The sequence below is a fragment of the Endozoicomonas sp. 8E genome, from assembly GCF_032883915.1.
GTDB lineage: Bacteria > Pseudomonadota > Gammaproteobacteria > Pseudomonadales > Endozoicomonadaceae > Endozoicomonas_A.
This window is the reverse complement of sequence record NZ_CP120717.1, coordinates 7,128,783-7,144,374: the sequence shown is the minus strand read 5'-3', so window position 1 is coordinate 7,144,374 and position 15,592 is coordinate 7,128,783. Positions and strand designations below refer to the sequence as shown.

18 protein-coding genes and 3 tRNA genes are annotated in these 15,592 nt (G+C 47.7%); 5 read left to right on the top strand and 16 right to left on the bottom strand.

Features of this window, described 5'->3' with window-relative positions; translation table 11 throughout:
* Window positions 1-60 precede the first annotated feature (60 nt).
* The 3 genes from P6910_RS25585 to rhtB all read right to left on the bottom strand — a co-directional run bounded on the left by P6910_RS25585 (window position 61) and on the right by rhtB (window position 2,200).
* Entirely contained in the window at window positions 61-861 is an 801-nt protein-coding gene (locus P6910_RS25585; RefSeq protein ID WP_317144055.1) for a hypothetical protein, read from the bottom strand.
* Window positions 862-1,097: 236 nt separating this feature from the next.
* Window positions 1,098-1,173 (bottom strand) — tRNA-Thr (locus tag P6910_RS25580).
* A 415-nt stretch (window positions 1,174-1,588) separates the two neighbouring features.
* A complete protein-coding gene (gene rhtB, locus P6910_RS25575; protein ID WP_317144054.1) occupies window positions 1,589-2,200 on the bottom strand; it encodes a homoserine/homoserine lactone efflux protein in 612 nt (203 codons plus the stop codon).
* Between the two features lie 152 nt (window positions 2,201-2,352).
* Here rhtB and P6910_RS25570 point away from each other — a divergent pair, with 152 nt between their 5' ends.
* Window positions 2,353-2,613 carry a type II toxin-antitoxin system Phd/YefM family antitoxin gene (locus tag P6910_RS25570; protein WP_317144053.1) on the top strand — a complete coding sequence of 87 codons (261 nt, stop codon included), beginning with the start codon at window positions 2,353-2,355 and terminating at the stop codon, window positions 2,611-2,613.
* A gap of 524 nt (window positions 2,614-3,137) precedes the next feature.
* A complete protein-coding gene (locus tag P6910_RS25565) occupies window positions 3,138-4,199 on the top strand; it encodes an HNH endonuclease domain-containing protein (protein WP_317144052.1) in 1,062 nt (353 codons plus the stop codon).
* On the opposite strand, the gene P6910_RS25560 is transcribed toward P6910_RS25565, so the two are convergent.
* The gene (locus P6910_RS25560; protein WP_317144051.1) at window positions 4,196-4,819 is read right to left on the bottom strand and encodes a class I SAM-dependent methyltransferase; all 624 of its coding nucleotides are present in this window, start codon (window positions 4,817-4,819) and stop codon (window positions 4,196-4,198) included. The genes P6910_RS25565 and P6910_RS25560 overlap by 4 nt on opposite strands.
* A 457-nt stretch (window positions 4,820-5,276) precedes the next feature.
* On the opposite strand from P6910_RS25560, the gene P6910_RS25555 reads away from it, so the two are divergent.
* Window positions 5,277-5,738 carry a hypothetical protein gene (locus P6910_RS25555; RefSeq protein ID WP_317144050.1) on the top strand — a complete coding sequence of 154 codons (462 nt, stop codon included), beginning with the start codon at window positions 5,277-5,279 and terminating at the stop codon, window positions 5,736-5,738.
* 300 nt (window positions 5,739-6,038) lie between these two features.
* On the opposite strand, the gene P6910_RS25550 is transcribed toward P6910_RS25555, so the two are convergent.
* A tRNA-Leu gene (locus tag P6910_RS25550) sits at window positions 6,039-6,125 on the bottom strand.
* A gap of 52 nt (window positions 6,126-6,177) precedes the next feature.
* Window positions 6,178-6,264: transfer RNA gene (locus P6910_RS25545), tRNA-Leu, on the bottom strand.
* 229 nt (window positions 6,265-6,493) lie between these two features.
* On the opposite strand from P6910_RS25545, the gene P6910_RS25540 reads away from it, so the two are divergent.
* Complete coding sequence (locus P6910_RS25540; RefSeq protein WP_317144049.1) at window positions 6,494-7,555, top strand: hypothetical protein; 1,062 nt, start codon at window positions 6,494-6,496, stop codon at window positions 7,553-7,555.
* Window positions 7,556-7,592: 37 nt separating this feature from the next.
* On the opposite strand, the gene P6910_RS25535 is transcribed toward P6910_RS25540, so the two are convergent.
* The 8 genes from P6910_RS25535 to alc all read right to left on the bottom strand — a co-directional run bounded on the left by P6910_RS25535 (window position 7,593) and on the right by alc (window position 13,370).
* Window positions 7,593-7,868 (bottom strand): HU family DNA-binding protein, encoded by a 276-nt coding sequence (locus P6910_RS25535; protein ID WP_317144048.1) that lies wholly within the window; start codon window positions 7,866-7,868, stop codon window positions 7,593-7,595.
* A gap of 130 nt (window positions 7,869-7,998) precedes the next feature.
* Window positions 7,999-8,166, bottom strand: a complete 168-nt coding sequence (locus tag P6910_RS25530; protein WP_317144047.1) for a rubredoxin — start codon at window positions 8,164-8,166, stop codon at window positions 7,999-8,001.
* A gap of 177 nt (window positions 8,167-8,343) precedes the next feature.
* Complete coding sequence (locus P6910_RS25525) at window positions 8,344-9,540, bottom strand: urate hydroxylase PuuD (protein WP_317144046.1); 1,197 nt, start codon at window positions 9,538-9,540, stop codon at window positions 8,344-8,346.
* A 2-nt stretch (window positions 9,541-9,542) separates the two neighbouring features.
* The gene (gene guaD / locus P6910_RS25520) at window positions 9,543-10,853 is read right to left on the bottom strand and encodes a guanine deaminase (RefSeq protein ID WP_317144045.1); all 1,311 of its coding nucleotides are present in this window, start codon (window positions 10,851-10,853) and stop codon (window positions 9,543-9,545) included.
* Complete coding sequence (locus tag P6910_RS25515) at window positions 10,850-11,368, bottom strand: ureidoglycolate lyase (RefSeq protein ID WP_317144044.1); 519 nt, start codon at window positions 11,366-11,368, stop codon at window positions 10,850-10,852. Before P6910_RS25515 ends, guaD begins: the two co-directional genes overlap by 4 nt.
* Before the next feature lie 105 nt (window positions 11,369-11,473).
* Window positions 11,474-11,812 carry a hydroxyisourate hydrolase gene (gene uraH / locus P6910_RS25510; protein ID WP_317144043.1) on the bottom strand — a complete coding sequence of 113 codons (339 nt, stop codon included), beginning with the start codon at window positions 11,810-11,812 and terminating at the stop codon, window positions 11,474-11,476.
* A complete protein-coding gene (uraD, locus tag P6910_RS25505) occupies window positions 11,809-12,345 on the bottom strand; it encodes a 2-oxo-4-hydroxy-4-carboxy-5-ureidoimidazoline decarboxylase (RefSeq protein WP_317144042.1) in 537 nt (178 codons plus the stop codon). The genes uraH and uraD overlap by 4 nt, the downstream gene beginning before the upstream one ends.
* The gene (gene alc, locus P6910_RS25500) at window positions 12,342-13,370 is read right to left on the bottom strand and encodes an allantoicase (protein ID WP_317144041.1); all 1,029 of its coding nucleotides are present in this window, start codon (window positions 13,368-13,370) and stop codon (window positions 12,342-12,344) included. Before alc ends, uraD begins: the two co-directional genes overlap by 4 nt.
* A gap of 204 nt (window positions 13,371-13,574) precedes the next feature.
* Between alc and puuE the strand changes: the two genes are divergently transcribed.
* Window positions 13,575-14,507: an allantoinase PuuE gene (puuE, locus tag P6910_RS25495; RefSeq protein ID WP_317144040.1), complete on the top strand. Its 933-nt coding sequence runs from the start codon at window positions 13,575-13,577 to the stop codon at window positions 14,505-14,507.
* A 116-nt stretch (window positions 14,508-14,623) separates the two neighbouring features.
* Here the strand turns inward: puuE and P6910_RS25490 are convergent, their stop codons facing one another.
* Together P6910_RS25490 and P6910_RS25485 are read right to left on the bottom strand one after the other, a co-directional pair.
* Entirely contained in the window at window positions 14,624-15,166 is a 543-nt protein-coding gene (locus tag P6910_RS25490) for a DNA-binding protein (protein WP_317144039.1), read from the bottom strand.
* A gap of 141 nt (window positions 15,167-15,307) precedes the next feature.
* The gene (locus tag P6910_RS25485; protein WP_317144038.1) at window positions 15,308-15,454 is read right to left on the bottom strand and encodes a hypothetical protein; all 147 of its coding nucleotides are present in this window, start codon (window positions 15,452-15,454) and stop codon (window positions 15,308-15,310) included.
* Window positions 15,455-15,592: the final 138 nt, after the last annotated feature.

Genomic DNA, 15,592 nt, shown 5'->3' with positions numbered 1-15,592 from the left:
GTTTTTCTTTATACCGAGGGATACTATGAATGAATATTTATTACATTACAGGTGAGTAAATCAGGATTTACTCGTCTGGGCAGAATGGTAACTGGCTAACGCTTCCTGGGCAAAAAGGCGCTGTGATTTTTTGCTCTGTAGTTTGTGGAGGGTTGACTTAATGATTACCTTGTTATCTGTCAAGTGCTTGTTATACCAGTGCTTAATAGTGTTTTCCTTTCCTTCCATATTAAAAAGTTCGGCTGCCTCAAGAAATGATTCCTCTGCTGTGAGCCTGTTGTTTTTTCGAACAGTATGTACCAGCAGTGCTACAGCATAACGGAATTTGAAAGTAGAGCATTGTTCTTTCAGGTTTTTGGGAGTAGGTATAGGTTTTCCCTTGTTTCCCTGGATATTGAAGGCTTCTTTCGGTGACTCACCGAGAAGTAATTTTTCAAGGCATCGACCTAGGTAGAGGAGTGCTAGGAGCTGTGTATCTGCAGTTACTGGTCTATCGGGTGCTTGATGTCTTTCATCGAGATATTGCTGAAATTTTTCCGGGTTTGATTCAATAAACGAAACGACGTCAAGCAAAGTGAAGAGGGACTGCTCCAGTACGAGATAGCTTTCAGCAGTGTCAGCTTCAGACTCTGCTTTGCGAATGGTCTCTATACGAAGTAGTTTAGCTAAGGCAAAGTAACGATCAAATAGCAGTTTCTTACCTTTCTTCTTTTTGCCTTCAGTTATTTTGGCAGGGTGATCGCAAGCTGTGAATCCTTTCATAGAGAAAAAGTCATTTGCTTTTGACTGTAATTCGTTTAACTCTGTATCGGTGATTTCCCTATGGAAAAACTCAAGTTGTTTGTAGTCAAAGTTTGTCATTAATGTCCCTTTTTTATCTTTATTCTTTTATTTTTAGAGAATTTACCCATGGAGTCTTGCCATTATCCTATCGAAAATTACAGCGGAGTGTGAAGGTTGATTTTTCTCCAATGAACAAGCTATCGAAGGAGAAACGGGGACTAGGGTGGGGACTAAAATTGAAAAAATGAGTAGATATAAAAAAGCCCCAGACTATGCTGAGGCTTTTAAGTGCCTGATTTATCAGGGCTTTTGTATGGTGCCGGCACCAAGAGTCGAACTCGGGACCCACTGATTACAAGTCAGTTGCTCTACCAACTGAGCTATACCGGCAAAGAACGAGGTGCATGATATGTATGAGAGGGTTCTTTGTCAATAACACCGGGTACAAAAAACAGACCCTGTGGTCTGCTTTTTGTACGATCCTTGTGAAACCTTTTCCTGCCCTGAAACGAGCATCCTGCTATTTTGGTCTTTCCTGACCACTTCAGGCGTCCTGCCTCAATTTACTTTCCATCTGTCTCCTGACTTCAAAGCTTCCTGCTTTGTCCGCTTCCTGCGGTATTCAAGTCTTCCTGACTATCCCGAAGCATCCTGCCTGTAATAATCCTTGTCAGCTTAAGTCTTCCTGACTTTGCGAACATCCTGTCCCCAGCTGACAATTCCTATTATTCACGACTAGGTATTTTCCGAAATCGGAGGTTTCCCCTTCCTTTTGTGAGACATTGACCATAGTGCGTTGGCGTGGTTATCGCTGACTGGCAGCCAGAAGCCCGCCGCAGGTTATAAACATTGAGCCAAACAGTCGGTTTTGCAGCTTCCCGTATTTTTTCAGAAATGGCATCAGCTTTAGGGCGAAGCTGGCGTAACCCAGCATAACCAGGCTATCAACCATGACCATAGTGATTCCCATAACCAGGTATTGGGGCCAGATTGTCAGGGCAGGGTCAATAAACTGCGGCAGGAAAGCTGCTTGAAAAACAATGGCCTTGGGGTTAGTCAGATTCACCAGAATGGCACTGGCAAAGGATTTTTTCTTGTTGGTACGGGTTTGGCTTTCGACCGAAAACCCATTGGGTGCTTCACGCCATTTCATGATGCCCAGGAAAATCAGGTAAAGAGCCCCTGTCCACTTGATCAGGGTAAACAGTGTCTCTGAGGCTGCAAGGATGGCCCCAAGACCTGCAGCGACGACAACCAGAAATATAATCAGAGCGACCTGGAGCCCCATGATGGATGGCAGGGTCCGGATCAGCCCTGAGCGAATGGCGTTGGCCATGGTATTAACCGCACCGGCTCCCGGCGTCAAGCTTATAATGATGGTTGCGGCCAGAAAAGCCAGCCAGGTATTAAGTTCCATTGAAGATTCCAGGTCAGAAAGCCGAGTCTTTCTAGTGTAGGCCCGATGGTTTTTAATTGATGAAACCGTAAAGCCGTGCAAGAGTAAATAGTCACATCCCGATAGTAAAAGATCTTATATGGACCAGTAGGCCATAGACAGGAGGCAAAGTGATGAGAATTGAACCGATCAGCTTCGTAAAAAAGAATGCGGCTAACCCGGACTTGAAAGAGCGAATCGTCGTGTCATCAAATGGCAAGGTCTGTGTCATTGAATCCTCTGAGAATAGACAGCGCAGGCAAGAAGCTATCGCACTGCTGAAGCTATTGTCTTTTGGTGCTAAAGATGAGTCAGAGGGCAAAACACTATCCGGTGATCAGGTGCTGAATAATATCAGGGCAAAGTATCTGAATAGTGCGTGTTATCTACCCTGACTCCTTTCAGCCCTCTATGAAACTGTTGATAGAACACAAAGCGGCCAGACATCCTGAAAACCTGCGACATTGGCCCTTTTGAAAGCAGATCGACCATTACAAATGCCTCTTCATTGGAGGCTTAAGCCAGTTAGCTACTTAAGAAGAGCGGTAGCGCAGCTCTGTCATTGGCAGTTTCAGGCTTCTATGATGATTAACATTCTTTTTGAAGTATTGGGATAAACCGCGATCATTTACCTACGAAAAAGGCCGGGCAGCATAGTCAGTATCTATCATAATGAGCGACATTTGTCTTTTGTATAAAACTCAGGAAAGCACTCTGTAAAACTCACCAACGGGAATCTACCAAAAATTTCAAGAGTGCCAAAATCGAGCTCAGTTCATCAGTAACACCTCCTACTGCTGATTTCCTTTACCTCTTTATAAAAAATCAATCCGAAGGCTACTTGGTACTTTTGTAGCATTATCCTTATATAATTAAATATAATTACATATAAAATTATAACTTCAAAAAGAATTAAATAATGCCTTTCCACACATTTATGGACGATCTGGGGGGTACGGTGTCTCAATTTTACGATGTTGAACCTTCGCTCGATAATTACTGGCGCAGCATTATTCTTTTCGGCAACAATGTGGCTTCTTACAAGTTTGCCCTTGCCTGTTCTCTTTATGAGTTGTCCAACTCAAGCGATGATTTTATCTCTCTGGAACAGCTGGCAGGCCCATTCTCTCGCCATATCTGTGAGCATCTGAAAGAGGCACCAAAACAGACGACATCGAGATCCAGTAAGTTTCTGGCAGCATGTTCAGATTTCAATCTTGGTAGAGTTGATCAGGATTATCTCTGCGCTCAAACAGTAAGACTCGGTTTTCAAAATGTCATTGACGCCTTTCATAATGTTAATCGTCGTGAAGTCGACAAACGCTTTTTTATAGATGAACGGAAAACGAGCAACAAAGGCATCCGACTTACTGAAGATTTTTACACTCTTATGGCATCAGAAGCCATAAACAGCATAAAACCCGAAACCAATGCTCGTTGGCGATTGGTAGAAAGTGCATGGCAGTTGGGCCTTGCAAGAAATCTCTTGCGTGTTGAGCATGACCACCATAGCAAACAACTGTTCACTCATCGGAATGACCGCAGGGTAAACATTACCAGCTCCAGAGACAGTCTGAACGGCTACCAGAAGGGAAGATGTTTTTACTGTTTTGATCATATATCCATTCAATCAGGGGCGTCTGACCTTGCCGATGTTGACCATTTTTTTCCACGGGCAATCAGAGAGTACGTACCCAATATTGATGGTATCTGGAACCTTGTTCTGGCCTGCAAGAGCTGCAACAGGGGGGCGAATGGCAAGTCCGCTCTGCTGCCACATATTGACTATCTAGCCAGACTTCATGCCAGAAATGAGTATTTTATCAACAGCCATCTGCCTATCAGAGAGACTTTGATTCAACAAACAGGCAAAACAGAAGCATTGCGTAAAGGATTCCTTCAGGACAACTACAATCAAGCAAGACCTCAACTTCTGCACATTTGGGAAAAGCCCGAACCTCGCGGACCGATGACCTTTTAGGCCTTCAGGCCTAAAATTACATTTAGCCATTGTTCATTGGCTCTTTCTGGCCTTAAGTCATGGGTAGTCCAGCTTTTGTGAACCCGTAACTCAGTTGAGCTCAGCGTGTCTTGTAATAGAGCGTCATCCATATACGTAAAATGACGTCCATCCCGTAATGCCTCACCCTGCCCGTATTTAAAGGAACAGTAAAAATAGCCGCCCAGGACCAAAAAACCAGCCAGGTGGTTAATGGTTGCAGCCAGATCTGAATAAGGAACATGAAGCAGGGAGGCGCAAGCCCAGATTCCATCAAACTGTCGTTTTGTTTGAAATTCATCAAACAGGCAAGTCTGAACTGCCAGACCCGTTAGTTGAGACGCCATTGCTGCAAGATTGGCGCTGGCATCAAATGCAGTGACTTTGTAGCCCCAGTTAAGAAAAACTCTGGCATCCCGGCCTGAACCACAACCAGCGTCAAGGATATGCCCACCATTGGGAATCAATGGTAGGAAAAACTTATAAAGTTCCTGAGCATCAACGCCAACAGTTGAACTATAAAATTGCAGCGCATTTTTCTGGTAAAAATCTGAGGTGGTGGTCATGGCTTGGCTTGTAGTGTTTTGTAGTAAATTTATCATGTCGATAATACCGAATGAGATTCGGAATGAATAACATGGCATTTTATAAAAAGTCTGCCGCTCTTCATTAGGGATTGCCTGTAAATAATGTCATTTCTTAAGCAGGTCTGCACTGATCCGTACTCGCTTTATAAAGCAGCGAGACAACTTTTTGTCTGCCAATGACATACTGCCTTGCACCAAGGAAGCGGGTTAGGGAGCTTGGTCTGCATAGTCAGACATTTTAGTGTTTGACAACCTCCACGACTGATTTCTTTGAATCAGTCGTGGAGGTTGTCAAAATAATGCAGGTCACATTGGGCGGGTCTAATTTCTTAACAGCAATAAATGCCACCCTGCTGTGAGCGTCAGCCGATGCCTATGAACAGGCGATCTATAATTTTACCAACTGCCTTTGTGACATTCTCGATTGTCTACTAAGCTCATCGCTCACACGACAAACTGTAAAGGTAAATGTATGAGCCTTGAGGCAAGAGTTGAAAGACTTGAGGAGCAACACAGACAGATGGACGCTAACATGCACAGTCTGGTGAAGGTTTGCGCAGACACACAGAGCATTACGATGACTAACCAGCATGACATTGCAGACTTAAAGTTGGATATTGCAGGGGTCAAATCTGAGGTTATCAGGGTTAAATCTGATCTTTCGGCATTGACACAAGCAACACTTGCAGGTTTCAAGAGAGTCGATGAACGTTTTGAAGAACACGATAGGCGTTTTGACAAGATTGATAAACGACTCGACGAACACGATAAGCGCTTTGACGAACACGATAAGCGCTTTGACAGGATTGATAAACGACTCGACGAACACGATAAGCGCTTTGACAGGATTGATAAACGCTTTGACGCACACGATAAGCGCTTTGACAAGATTGAAGAAACACTCGCCATCATCGTGAACCATCTCAAAAAATAACCGTTTCATCTAATAATAAAATCCAGCGGCTTGTCTACGACAGCCTCTGGTTGACTGGGTTAGTGCAGGTATATATCAGAACTGTTTACAGAAAGATGGTACTTCCACGATCTAAAAGCCAAATGCGTGTCTTACCATGAAGGATTGCTATCCGGCCACAAAACACTGGAAGTGAAGAAGGCTCATATCCGCAAAAACCAGCAAGTAAGGGATGAGAGAGGATAAAAAGGAAGAGAGATGAGAGAGTCGGGAATTTTACCGGTTTTCTTGCCGTGAATCACACGACAAGATCTTGAGTATTGGTGCCCAGGAGAAGACTCGAACTTCCACGCCCTTTCGGACACTAGCACCTGAAGCTAGCGCGTCTACCAATTCCGCCACCTGGGCTTGTCACTTAAATTGTATGAACTTTGCGTCCTGCCCAATCATTGTTAATGATTGGTGCCCAGGAGAAGACTCGAACTTCCACGCCCTTTCGGACACTAGCACCTGAAGCTAGCGCGTCTACCAATTCCGCCACCTGGGCCCTGCGATCAGCAATAGGCTGCTCAACAAGTGCGGCGAATGTTAGGGATTTAAGGCGAAAGTGTCAACACCCCCGGTCGAAAAATAGGGGTTCGGAATGTACGCTATAGCATTTGAACAATGATGAAGATCTGGCGGGCCTTTCATGCAAACCCGGACTAATAGAGGCTTCTCACTATGATCTATGAAAAGACAGGCTCTGATTCCTGAAGACACCTGAGGGAGACATCATGAAAGTGAACGAAAAACAGCACCGCTTTCTGCAAGCAACACTGGAGAAATGGTCCAGGGAGGGTCTTCTGGATGAAGTTAAAAAGGAAGCCCTGCTGGACTCTCTGGACGTGCACTCCTTTCAGTGGCGAATGTTGGCTCAATACGCTTTTTGGGCTGCATTGTCTTCCATGGTGCTATCCCTGTTAGCAGTGGTTATGGATGAGGCTCTGATGGCATGGCTGGAGCGTTTATTGACTCTTCAGGACGGCACCCGAAGTTTGTTTTTTGCTGCGTTGTCAGTTGGTTTTTATCTGTTTGGCGGTTGGTTCAAGTCCCGTCAGACAGGCCGAGTCTTTAGTCAGGAGCTTGTTTTTTTTCTGGGCGCTGCATCCACAGCGGCTTCCATTTACTACCTGGGTCGGGCCGTTTATACAGGAAGTGGCCACTATTCGCTGCTATTACTTCTTGGTGCCGTGATCTATCTGGTGCTGGCGATACTGCTGGAATCGCTGTTGCTCTGGGTTTTGGGTTTAGGAGCATTGGCTTTCTGGTTTTTTGCTGAAACGACTTACTGGGCTGGTGGTTACTATCAGCCGTTTTTCGGGATGAGCTATCCCTTGCGATTTCTTTTCTTCAGTTTGGTGGTTCTTCTGTTGGGCTATGGCCTGCCCTTTTTTAAACGAACCAGAGCCTTTTTTGGTGTGACTCAGTTTATTTCCTTAATGATGCTTTTCGTGTGCTTGTGGATTTTGTCCATGACGAGTAATTACAACTACGGGCTTAAAGCCCTTGAGGCATCAGAAATGCAGCTTTGGTTATGGCGACTGGCCATGGCGGCAGCGTCAGGTTTGGCGATGTTTATCGGTTTTTGCAGAGATGACTCTGTTCTAAGAATCAGCGGAATCTCCTTTTTGTTGCTGAATCTGTATACCCGGTTCTTTGAGTACGCTTGGGAAGAGATCAATACAGCACTGTTTTTTGCATTGCTGGCGCTCAGTTTCTGGCTGCTGGGAAGATACTCAGAGAGGCTCTGGCTGTCTGGAAAAAGAAAGGTTTCAGTAAATGAGGTTGTTCTGTAAGCAGAACAACCTCGGGTATTATTGGGCTCAGCCGGTATCAGCCGTTAACCGCGTCTTTCAATGATTTACCTGGTTTGAAGGCGACCGTATTGCTGGCAGCAATCTGAATCGGCTCTCCTGTTTGCGGGTTTTTACCTGTGCGTGCGGCTCTGCTGCGCTGCAGGAATGTACCAAAGCCTATAAGGCTGACAGTGTCTTCTTGTTTCAGAGCGGAGGTTATGACTTCAATCATGGCGTTGAGTGCCTGATTGGCTTGTTCTTTTGTCAAATCTGCCTGATCGGCAATGGCGTTAACGAGTTCTGGTTTACGCATGATGTCATGCACTCCTTCTTTTTTTTTTTCTTCCGATGGATAAGCAGTCATGAACAGACTAAAACACTGCAAAGGTTAGAGCAATAGGCTTTCTCGTGAAAAACACGGGAATCGGATTATTTCGACCAAATTAGCCAATTTTGACCATTTCAAAGTCTTCTTTGCCGACACCACAGTCAGGACAGTGCCAGTCTTCAGGAACATCTTCCCAGCGAGTACCCGGCTCAACCCCCTCATCAGGCCAGCCCTTTTCTTCGTCATAGATAAAACCGCAAACAACACACTGCCATTTGTTCATGTCTGTCTCCAATGGTTAACACCCTTTTAAAAGTCAGTGACGACAGTCTCAATCTTATACAATGAAAGCTGCCCAGGGGTGAAAAAAGGGCCTGAAACAAAGCGTTGGAATAACAATAACATCCCGGGCTCTGTTTCTGACAGAGCCCGGGTTGATGAAAACTATGACCCTGCTCTCCTATTCAGATTTCAGCTGCTGATACCACTGCCCCAGAAGCTGGCGTTCTTCTTCCGTCATCTCTGTACGATTTGCCAGTGGCATGATCTGTGTCTGAACGGACTGACTGTAGATCTTGTCTGCTTTGCTGGCGATGGATTCATAATCGTCAAAGATCAAACCACCTGGCGCTGTCTGGAAGAGAGGGTCAGTTGGCTTGGCCCCATGACAGGTAGAACAGCGGCTGGTGACAATCTCGACAATTTTCTGTTTGTCAAAAGCGGGTGCTCCTGCAACCTCGGATATTGGAGCCATTTGTGGTCGTATAACAAACGCCAGACTCAACATGACAATGGCAGCCGCAGGCCAGAGCCAGGTTAATACAGCACCCTGGTTACGACGGTTAAAGAAGTGTCGGATCAGGATCGCAGCCAGTGACAGGGCAGCAAGAATTGCCCAGTTCCAGTCATGACCATAAGTCATTGGGTAATGGCCGCTGATCATGATAAATAACAGCGGCAGGGTGAAGTAGTTGTTGTGTCTGGAGCGAAGCATTGCATGTTGGGCAATAGCCGGATCAAAGCTGGTATCACCTCTTTGTGCTGCGTCAACCAGCTTCCTCTGGGACGGGATGATAATCCGGAAGACATTACCCACCATCAGGGTTCCGATCAGGGCACCTACGTGGATATAAGCTGCCCTGTCGCTGAACAGTTGCGCATATCCCCAGGCTGCAAAAACAATCAGCCCAAAGAGTACTGCGCTGAACAGTCTTTCATTTTTAAATAATGGAGTACGGCAGAGAAAGTCATAAGCCAGCCAGCTTACGAACAAACTGAATAGGCTGACCCCAATGGCTGAAGCCGGTGACAGTGAAGAGTCTGACGAGAGCAGATAACTTTCCGCTCCCCAGTAGTAGATGATGGCCAGCAGGCCAAAGCCACTGAGCCAGGTAACATAGGCTTCCCATTTGAACCAGTGCAGGGTTTCCGGCATTTTCTCCGGTGCCAGATGGTATTTGTTTACTTCATAGAAGCCTCCACCGTGCACAGCCCACAATTCCCCTTTAATACCTTTTTTCTGTTTTGCCTGAGGCGCTTTTTCCAACCGGCCTTCCAGCCAGTTGAAGTAAAAGGAGGCACCGATCCAGGCAATACCTGCTGTGACGTGCAACCATCGAAAAATCAGGTTCAACCAGTCTTGTATATAGGATTCCATACTCAGCTTCTTCCTCGAGTTTCCTGGCCCATGATAATGGCTTTTTCAATGACCCGGTCGTCACCCATTACCATCAGTACACCCAGCAACTCTTCAAGTGTTTGTGTTTTTTCTGTTCTGAATTTCAACAAAGGTGTGGCTTCGGGATTAAGCACCAGAAAGTCTGCCTCGTTGCCGACCCGGAAACTGCCAATGCGATCGTCGAGATGCAGGGCTCTGGCGCCTCCCAGAGTGGCCAGGTAGAAAGCTTGAAGAGGAGATATCGTATTCTCACCCAACTGAGATACCTGATAAGCGTCTTTCATCGTGTTCAGCAGACACAGACTGGTGCCACCACCCACGTCTGTGCCCAGCCCGACACGAATATTTTTGTTTTTAGCATTAGAAAAACGGAATAAACCGCTGCCCAGGAACAGGTTGGAACCCGGACAGCAGGCAATGGACGAGTCACTTTCAGCCATTCGCTCCCAGCTCTCCTCGCACAGATGAATGGAGTGGGCAAAGACCGAGCGGGGACCCAGCAAACCATGCTGGTCATAAACATCCAGATAATTTTTACTGTCAGGAAACAGTTCCTGAACCCACTCTATTTCTTTGGTGTTTTCAGACAGGTGGGTATGCAGGTAGAGGTCTTCATATTCCTTGAGCAGTTTTCCAGCCAGTGTCAGCTGTTCGGAAGAAGAAGTCGGAGCAAAGCGGGGAGTGACGGCATAAGACAATCGACCCTTGTTGTGCCAGCGATCAATCAGTTGCTTTGACTTTTCATAGCTGCTTTCCGGGGTGTCGAGCAGATAGTCTGGCGCATTGCGATCCATCATGACCTTGCCGGCAATCATACGCATCTTGCGCTTTTGCGCAGCTTCAAAGAAAGCATCAACCGATTGGGGAGAGACTGTGCCAAAAACCAGTGCGGTAGTCGTTCCACTGTTCAGGCACTGATCCAGAAACAACTCTGCAATGTCCCGGGCATATTCAGGATCTGAAAAGCGGGCTTCAGCAGGAAAAGTGTACTGTTCCAGCCAGTCCAGCAGTTGTACTCCGCAACCTGCCATGACTTCCAGCTGGGGATAGTGCACATGAGTATCGATAAATCCCGGTACGATCAGCCTGCCTGACAGGTCTCTGATTTCACAGTCTTCCGGCAGCTCTTGCAATAAGGTTTTGGCAGGGCCGCAGGCTTTGATAAAACCTGACTCAACCAATAGTCCACCGTCGTCAAAGTATTCCCAGCTTTGTTCTCCCTTATCGGGATCGTCCAGAAAGTGGAGTACAGAAGCACGCCAGAAAACAGGAGTAGTTGCAGGGCTCGTCATAAGGGTACTCCCACGGTCAGGGAAAGGTGGGCCGGGATTAAAACTTCGTCACAGTTGTGCCCCGGGCCGGCCCGGTCAATCACCAGGTAGGAGACTCCCTTACCGGCAGAGAGTAGCGGATGATGCCAGGTGCCCGGATGGTAGTTAATACCCTGGGAACCATCAGTGATGAAACAGCGAATGTGATGAAAGTCTGGCTCTGAGAAGTTATCAGGAGCGACAACAATCAAAAACGGCTGTTGCTCCAGGGGCATAAAAGTCTGGCTGCCCAGAGGGTGGCGTTCCAGCAGATCCAGTCGGTAGGGCTGTTTGATGGCTTGCGTGTGGTAAATATGAACAGCCACTTCACCCACGGCATCGGTTTGAATCCGGGTGAGATCGTTAAACTTACGACAGCGGCCCTGATTGATGATCATGGCGTCACCACAGGCTTCGATCACATCGCCGAAGGGTTTGAAAGCTTCGGCAGACAAGGGCTCTACAGAGAGAGCCCGGGTGGTTAACGTGGTTGGCATGGAATGCCTCTTTATATTTATTTTCTGGTAGCTCAGGGCTTTTTTGGGCTAAGGGCTTTGCAACGCTTTTTATGTTTGACTTACAGGCTTTATAAGCATTGGAAATCAGCTCCCTCTGTAAGTCGAATACCCAAAGGGAGATATCAGCAATGGCACATGGTGGTGGCGATCATCACTGACTTCAAAAATGACCGAGACTTCCGGATAAAAGCATTTTTGCTCCAGCCGGTTAAAGTAATCCTGAATCGCAAAGTCCAGCTTATAAATGCCTTCAGGAAGGTTTACTTCGTCTGTAGCCAGACTGTTTACTCTTCCGTCGGCGTTTGTTGTGCCCTGCCCTACCTCTATCCAGCTGCCTGCAACCTGTTTGTACAGAGTGACAGGAACCTGGTCGGCAGGGCGGCCACGAGCTGTGTCGAGGATATGAGTACTGATCCCGGTCATAAAATCACTCCTTCTTTGGGCAAAGAGGTGTTCTTGAGCATTTTGCACAGGCGGATACTGGTTATTTTATACTGTTCAGCCGCTGCAATTGAGAGTTCATCCTCTGGCTCGTTACTCAAACGTTCCTCCAGCAGCGTCAGCATCTCACTGGCACTTTTGCCAGTAGCGCAGACAATGAAGATATAGCCAAACCGTCGTTCGTACTGTTCGTTGCCTTCAGCCAGTGCCTGCAGGGTTTGTTCACTGGCCTCATCGACGCCGGACTGCTCATGGCCTGCCATGGTTTGAGTGTTGCTGTATTTTTCTTTCAGACTGTTGATATCACCAATTTTCGGGTGGGCATCAAACGCTTCCAGGTAGTCGGGCTTCTGGCAATGAGACCATACGGCATTAGCAGCAATCAGCAGGCTTTCGATATTGGCAAACGGTCTTGCCGCCACCATGGACTCAACCCACTGACCGCTGGCACAACACTGACGAAAAGTTTCTGATGCCTGCTCTTCGCTCAGCGTATTCAGTTCGTTCAATGTCATTTTGCTGGCTCCGGCTGACCGACCACTCTCAATCTTGATACGCCACCATCGGGGAAAATATTCAGACGAACATGGGTGTATATTTCCTGAGTATTTTCCAGACTCTCTACAAAAGAGTGATTACGGTGGGCATGAAGTTTTTGTTCGCTCAGTAACGGGCGCCACTGTGCCTTGCCATCGGGCACTTCTCCCTCAAAATAACAGCCTTCAAGGCTCCCTCTGTCGGGATAGTTTCCTTTGAAGTGCAGGGTATCAATCTCAACCCGGCCAATTTTACCGGGTGTTGCCAGCCTGATGATCATCCAGTCGTGACCGCCATTGCGTCTTCTGCGGGTTTCCCAGCCATCATGCATATCGGCGCCGCGACCCGGACGAAGCAGGTTTTGCATCGGGCTGAAGAAGGCGTCTGAACAGCTGACAGGGCGGGCACCATTCATCAGTGCGGACAGATCAACGGGTTCGTTGGGAAGAAGATATTGGGTGTTAAAGAGGATTTTTCCATAAACTCTGAGGCGGGCAACACCGCCATCGGGGAAAATGGTCAGACGAATATGAGTGGCTTCGACAGGTTGGTCCAGACGGATCAGATTGCGATGATCGGCATCAACCGCCATTCTGGTGGTCATAGGCTGCCATTGGCTTTGCTCATCGGGGTCTGACTCGCTGGCAATGTATTCCAGCTGAACGGCACCCGGTGCATTGCCTTTGAAGTGGCGGGTATCGACTTCTACCCCTTCCACCATTCCCAGGGTCGCAAGTCTGACGATGACCCAGTCATTATCGCCGCTCCGGCGTCGGCGCGACTCCCAGCCGTCCATCCATTTGCCGTAAGCCGTGTACTTTTCCGGGAGAAAAACCGGCTCGGAGTCCAGCAGAAGGTTGTCTTTTTCAGCAAAGAAGTCATCGCTCGCAGACAGAACATCGCCACCCAGAGCACGGGCCGCCAGATCGACTTTTGTCTGTCGCCATAGCAGGGCTTCGTTAGCGCCGTCAGCGGTTGTTGTGCCATCAGTCATTGTATTCATCGCATATCCTGATTTTTGTTGGTTTTTTATTGGAGTATTATTGTACCCGGCTAAAAGGGCATTTTTTTCTGTGTTCTGGCAAAATGGATCTTGTAGATTATAAGCAAAATATTGACCAAATGGTCAGACTTTGGGAGTTTATGCCATAGATTAGAGATCAATCAATATATTGATTTAAACAAAAAAAATAAGTCGGAGTTTGTCATGAATCTAAGTGATAACCACTACCCCAGAGACTTAACAGGGTATGGAAATACCCCACCTCATCCGCAATGGCCCGGGCAGTCGCGGATTGCCGTTCAGTTTGTCATAAATTACGAGGAAGGTGGTGAGAATTCTGTACTTCATGGTGACAAAGGTTCAGAAGCCTTCCTTTCCGAAATTATTGGTGCCCAGTCGTATGAAGGGATGCGCCATATCAGTATGGAATCTATCTACGATTATGGGGCCAGGGCTGGTTTCTGGCGGTTGCACCGTATTTTCACCCAGAGAAACATTCCTGTGACGGTTTATGCCGTGGCCATGGCTATGCAACGTAACCCTAAGGCGGTTGAGGCCATGCTGAATGCTGACTGGGAGATAGCCAGTCACGGCTATCGCTGGATTGATTACCAGTTTCACGATCTTGATGAAGAACGTGAGCACATGCAGAAGGCCATTAAAATTCACACAGAAATGACCGGCCAGAAACCTTCCGGTTGGTATACAGGTCGCTGCAGCCCCCAAACAGAGCAGCTGGTGGCAGAAGAGGGAAGTTTTCTCTACCACGCAGACAGTTATGCAGACGATCTGCCTTATTGGGATACCCGATTTGACCAGCCGCAGTTAGTCGTGCCTTATACACTGGACTGCAATGATATGCGTTTTGCTACCGCTCAGGGTTTTAATTCTGGCGATCAGTTCTTCAGTTATCTGAAAGATGCGTTTGATGTGCTCTATGATGAGGGTGCCGATCAGCCGAAGATGATGTCGGTAGGGTTGCATTGTCGTCTGGTAGGCAGGCCGGGTCGTGCGGCTGCGCTGATGCGTTTCCTGGATTATGTGCAGTCGAAGGAAAAAGTATGGCTATGCACCCGTGAGCAAATCGCCCGCCACTGGCATGAGCATCACCCCTGCAATGAGACGGGTGCCCGATAGATTAATACCATTGAGCCCGTTTGAACGGAATTAATGGTCAGTGCAGGTGATGGCCATTGAGGAAATCGTAGATTCGTTGAACTATCTATGGCGGCGCCTCTCGTTTGGGAAGCTCGTCAATCACCTGCCAGCAAGCGGCCAAAAGCTTTCAGCTGATCAGGGTCTGAACTTCTGGTGGCTGAGGCCAGGTTAAGATGCCGATTGGCCTTTGCCAACTCCAGCAACGAATCATCAATCTCGTATTGTTTATGCTCCCTCAGCCAGGTCAGCAAGGTTTCAAGAGGCCAGAGTGCCTGTTTGCCCTCGTGAACCGGGGCGGGAAAACTTTCTGGATTACTGGTCATCAGTTTTCGCATATTCTGTCTTGAGAAACCCAGTAGCTCCGCTGTGTCCGTGAGCCCAACGAGGTCCGGTGAAGCTTCAAGAAGCCTGATATCAGGAATCACTGCTTTCACGTCCCGTATTGCGCTGCCAACGGCATCAGCGGCACTGGTGCCATCCCGGTCGAACATCATGGCCATTCGCCCTACCTGACCAATACCAATCAACATGTCATTGCAACCCGCCTCGCCCAGTGCTTCGATAATATCATCAACGTCCTGAGCGCACTCTTTGATGCTGAAAAGAAGGGTAAATTCGTAGGGAAAGTTTTTATTCAAAGGCATGCCAAACAGTCTGGTATAAAATCTCACTCTCGCCATTCGAGCGTGTCGCAAAACTCCAACAGCTCGTTCCCATGCTCTGAGGTCGTCATTCCCGCGAAGGCGGGAATCCAGCGCTAACGGTGGATCTCTGCCTTCTCAGGGATGACAAGGCCAGGGGGGCACCGGGCAGTAGGGTTCTGGTGGTGAGTCAGTGTGGATTCCCGCCTTCGCGGGAATGACGAGAATGAAGCCGGGAATGACGGGAGTCAACTCGTTCCCACGCTGGAGAGAGTTTTGCGACACCCTCAGAGCGCGGGAACGAGTTGTACACCTGCTTCAACACTGCGTCGAAAACACTCCGGATGGGGCCGAAGCTATGGAACGAACAGAAGGCATTCGTCATGCCTATACTATCGATCCAGCACATAGTATTTAAAACTG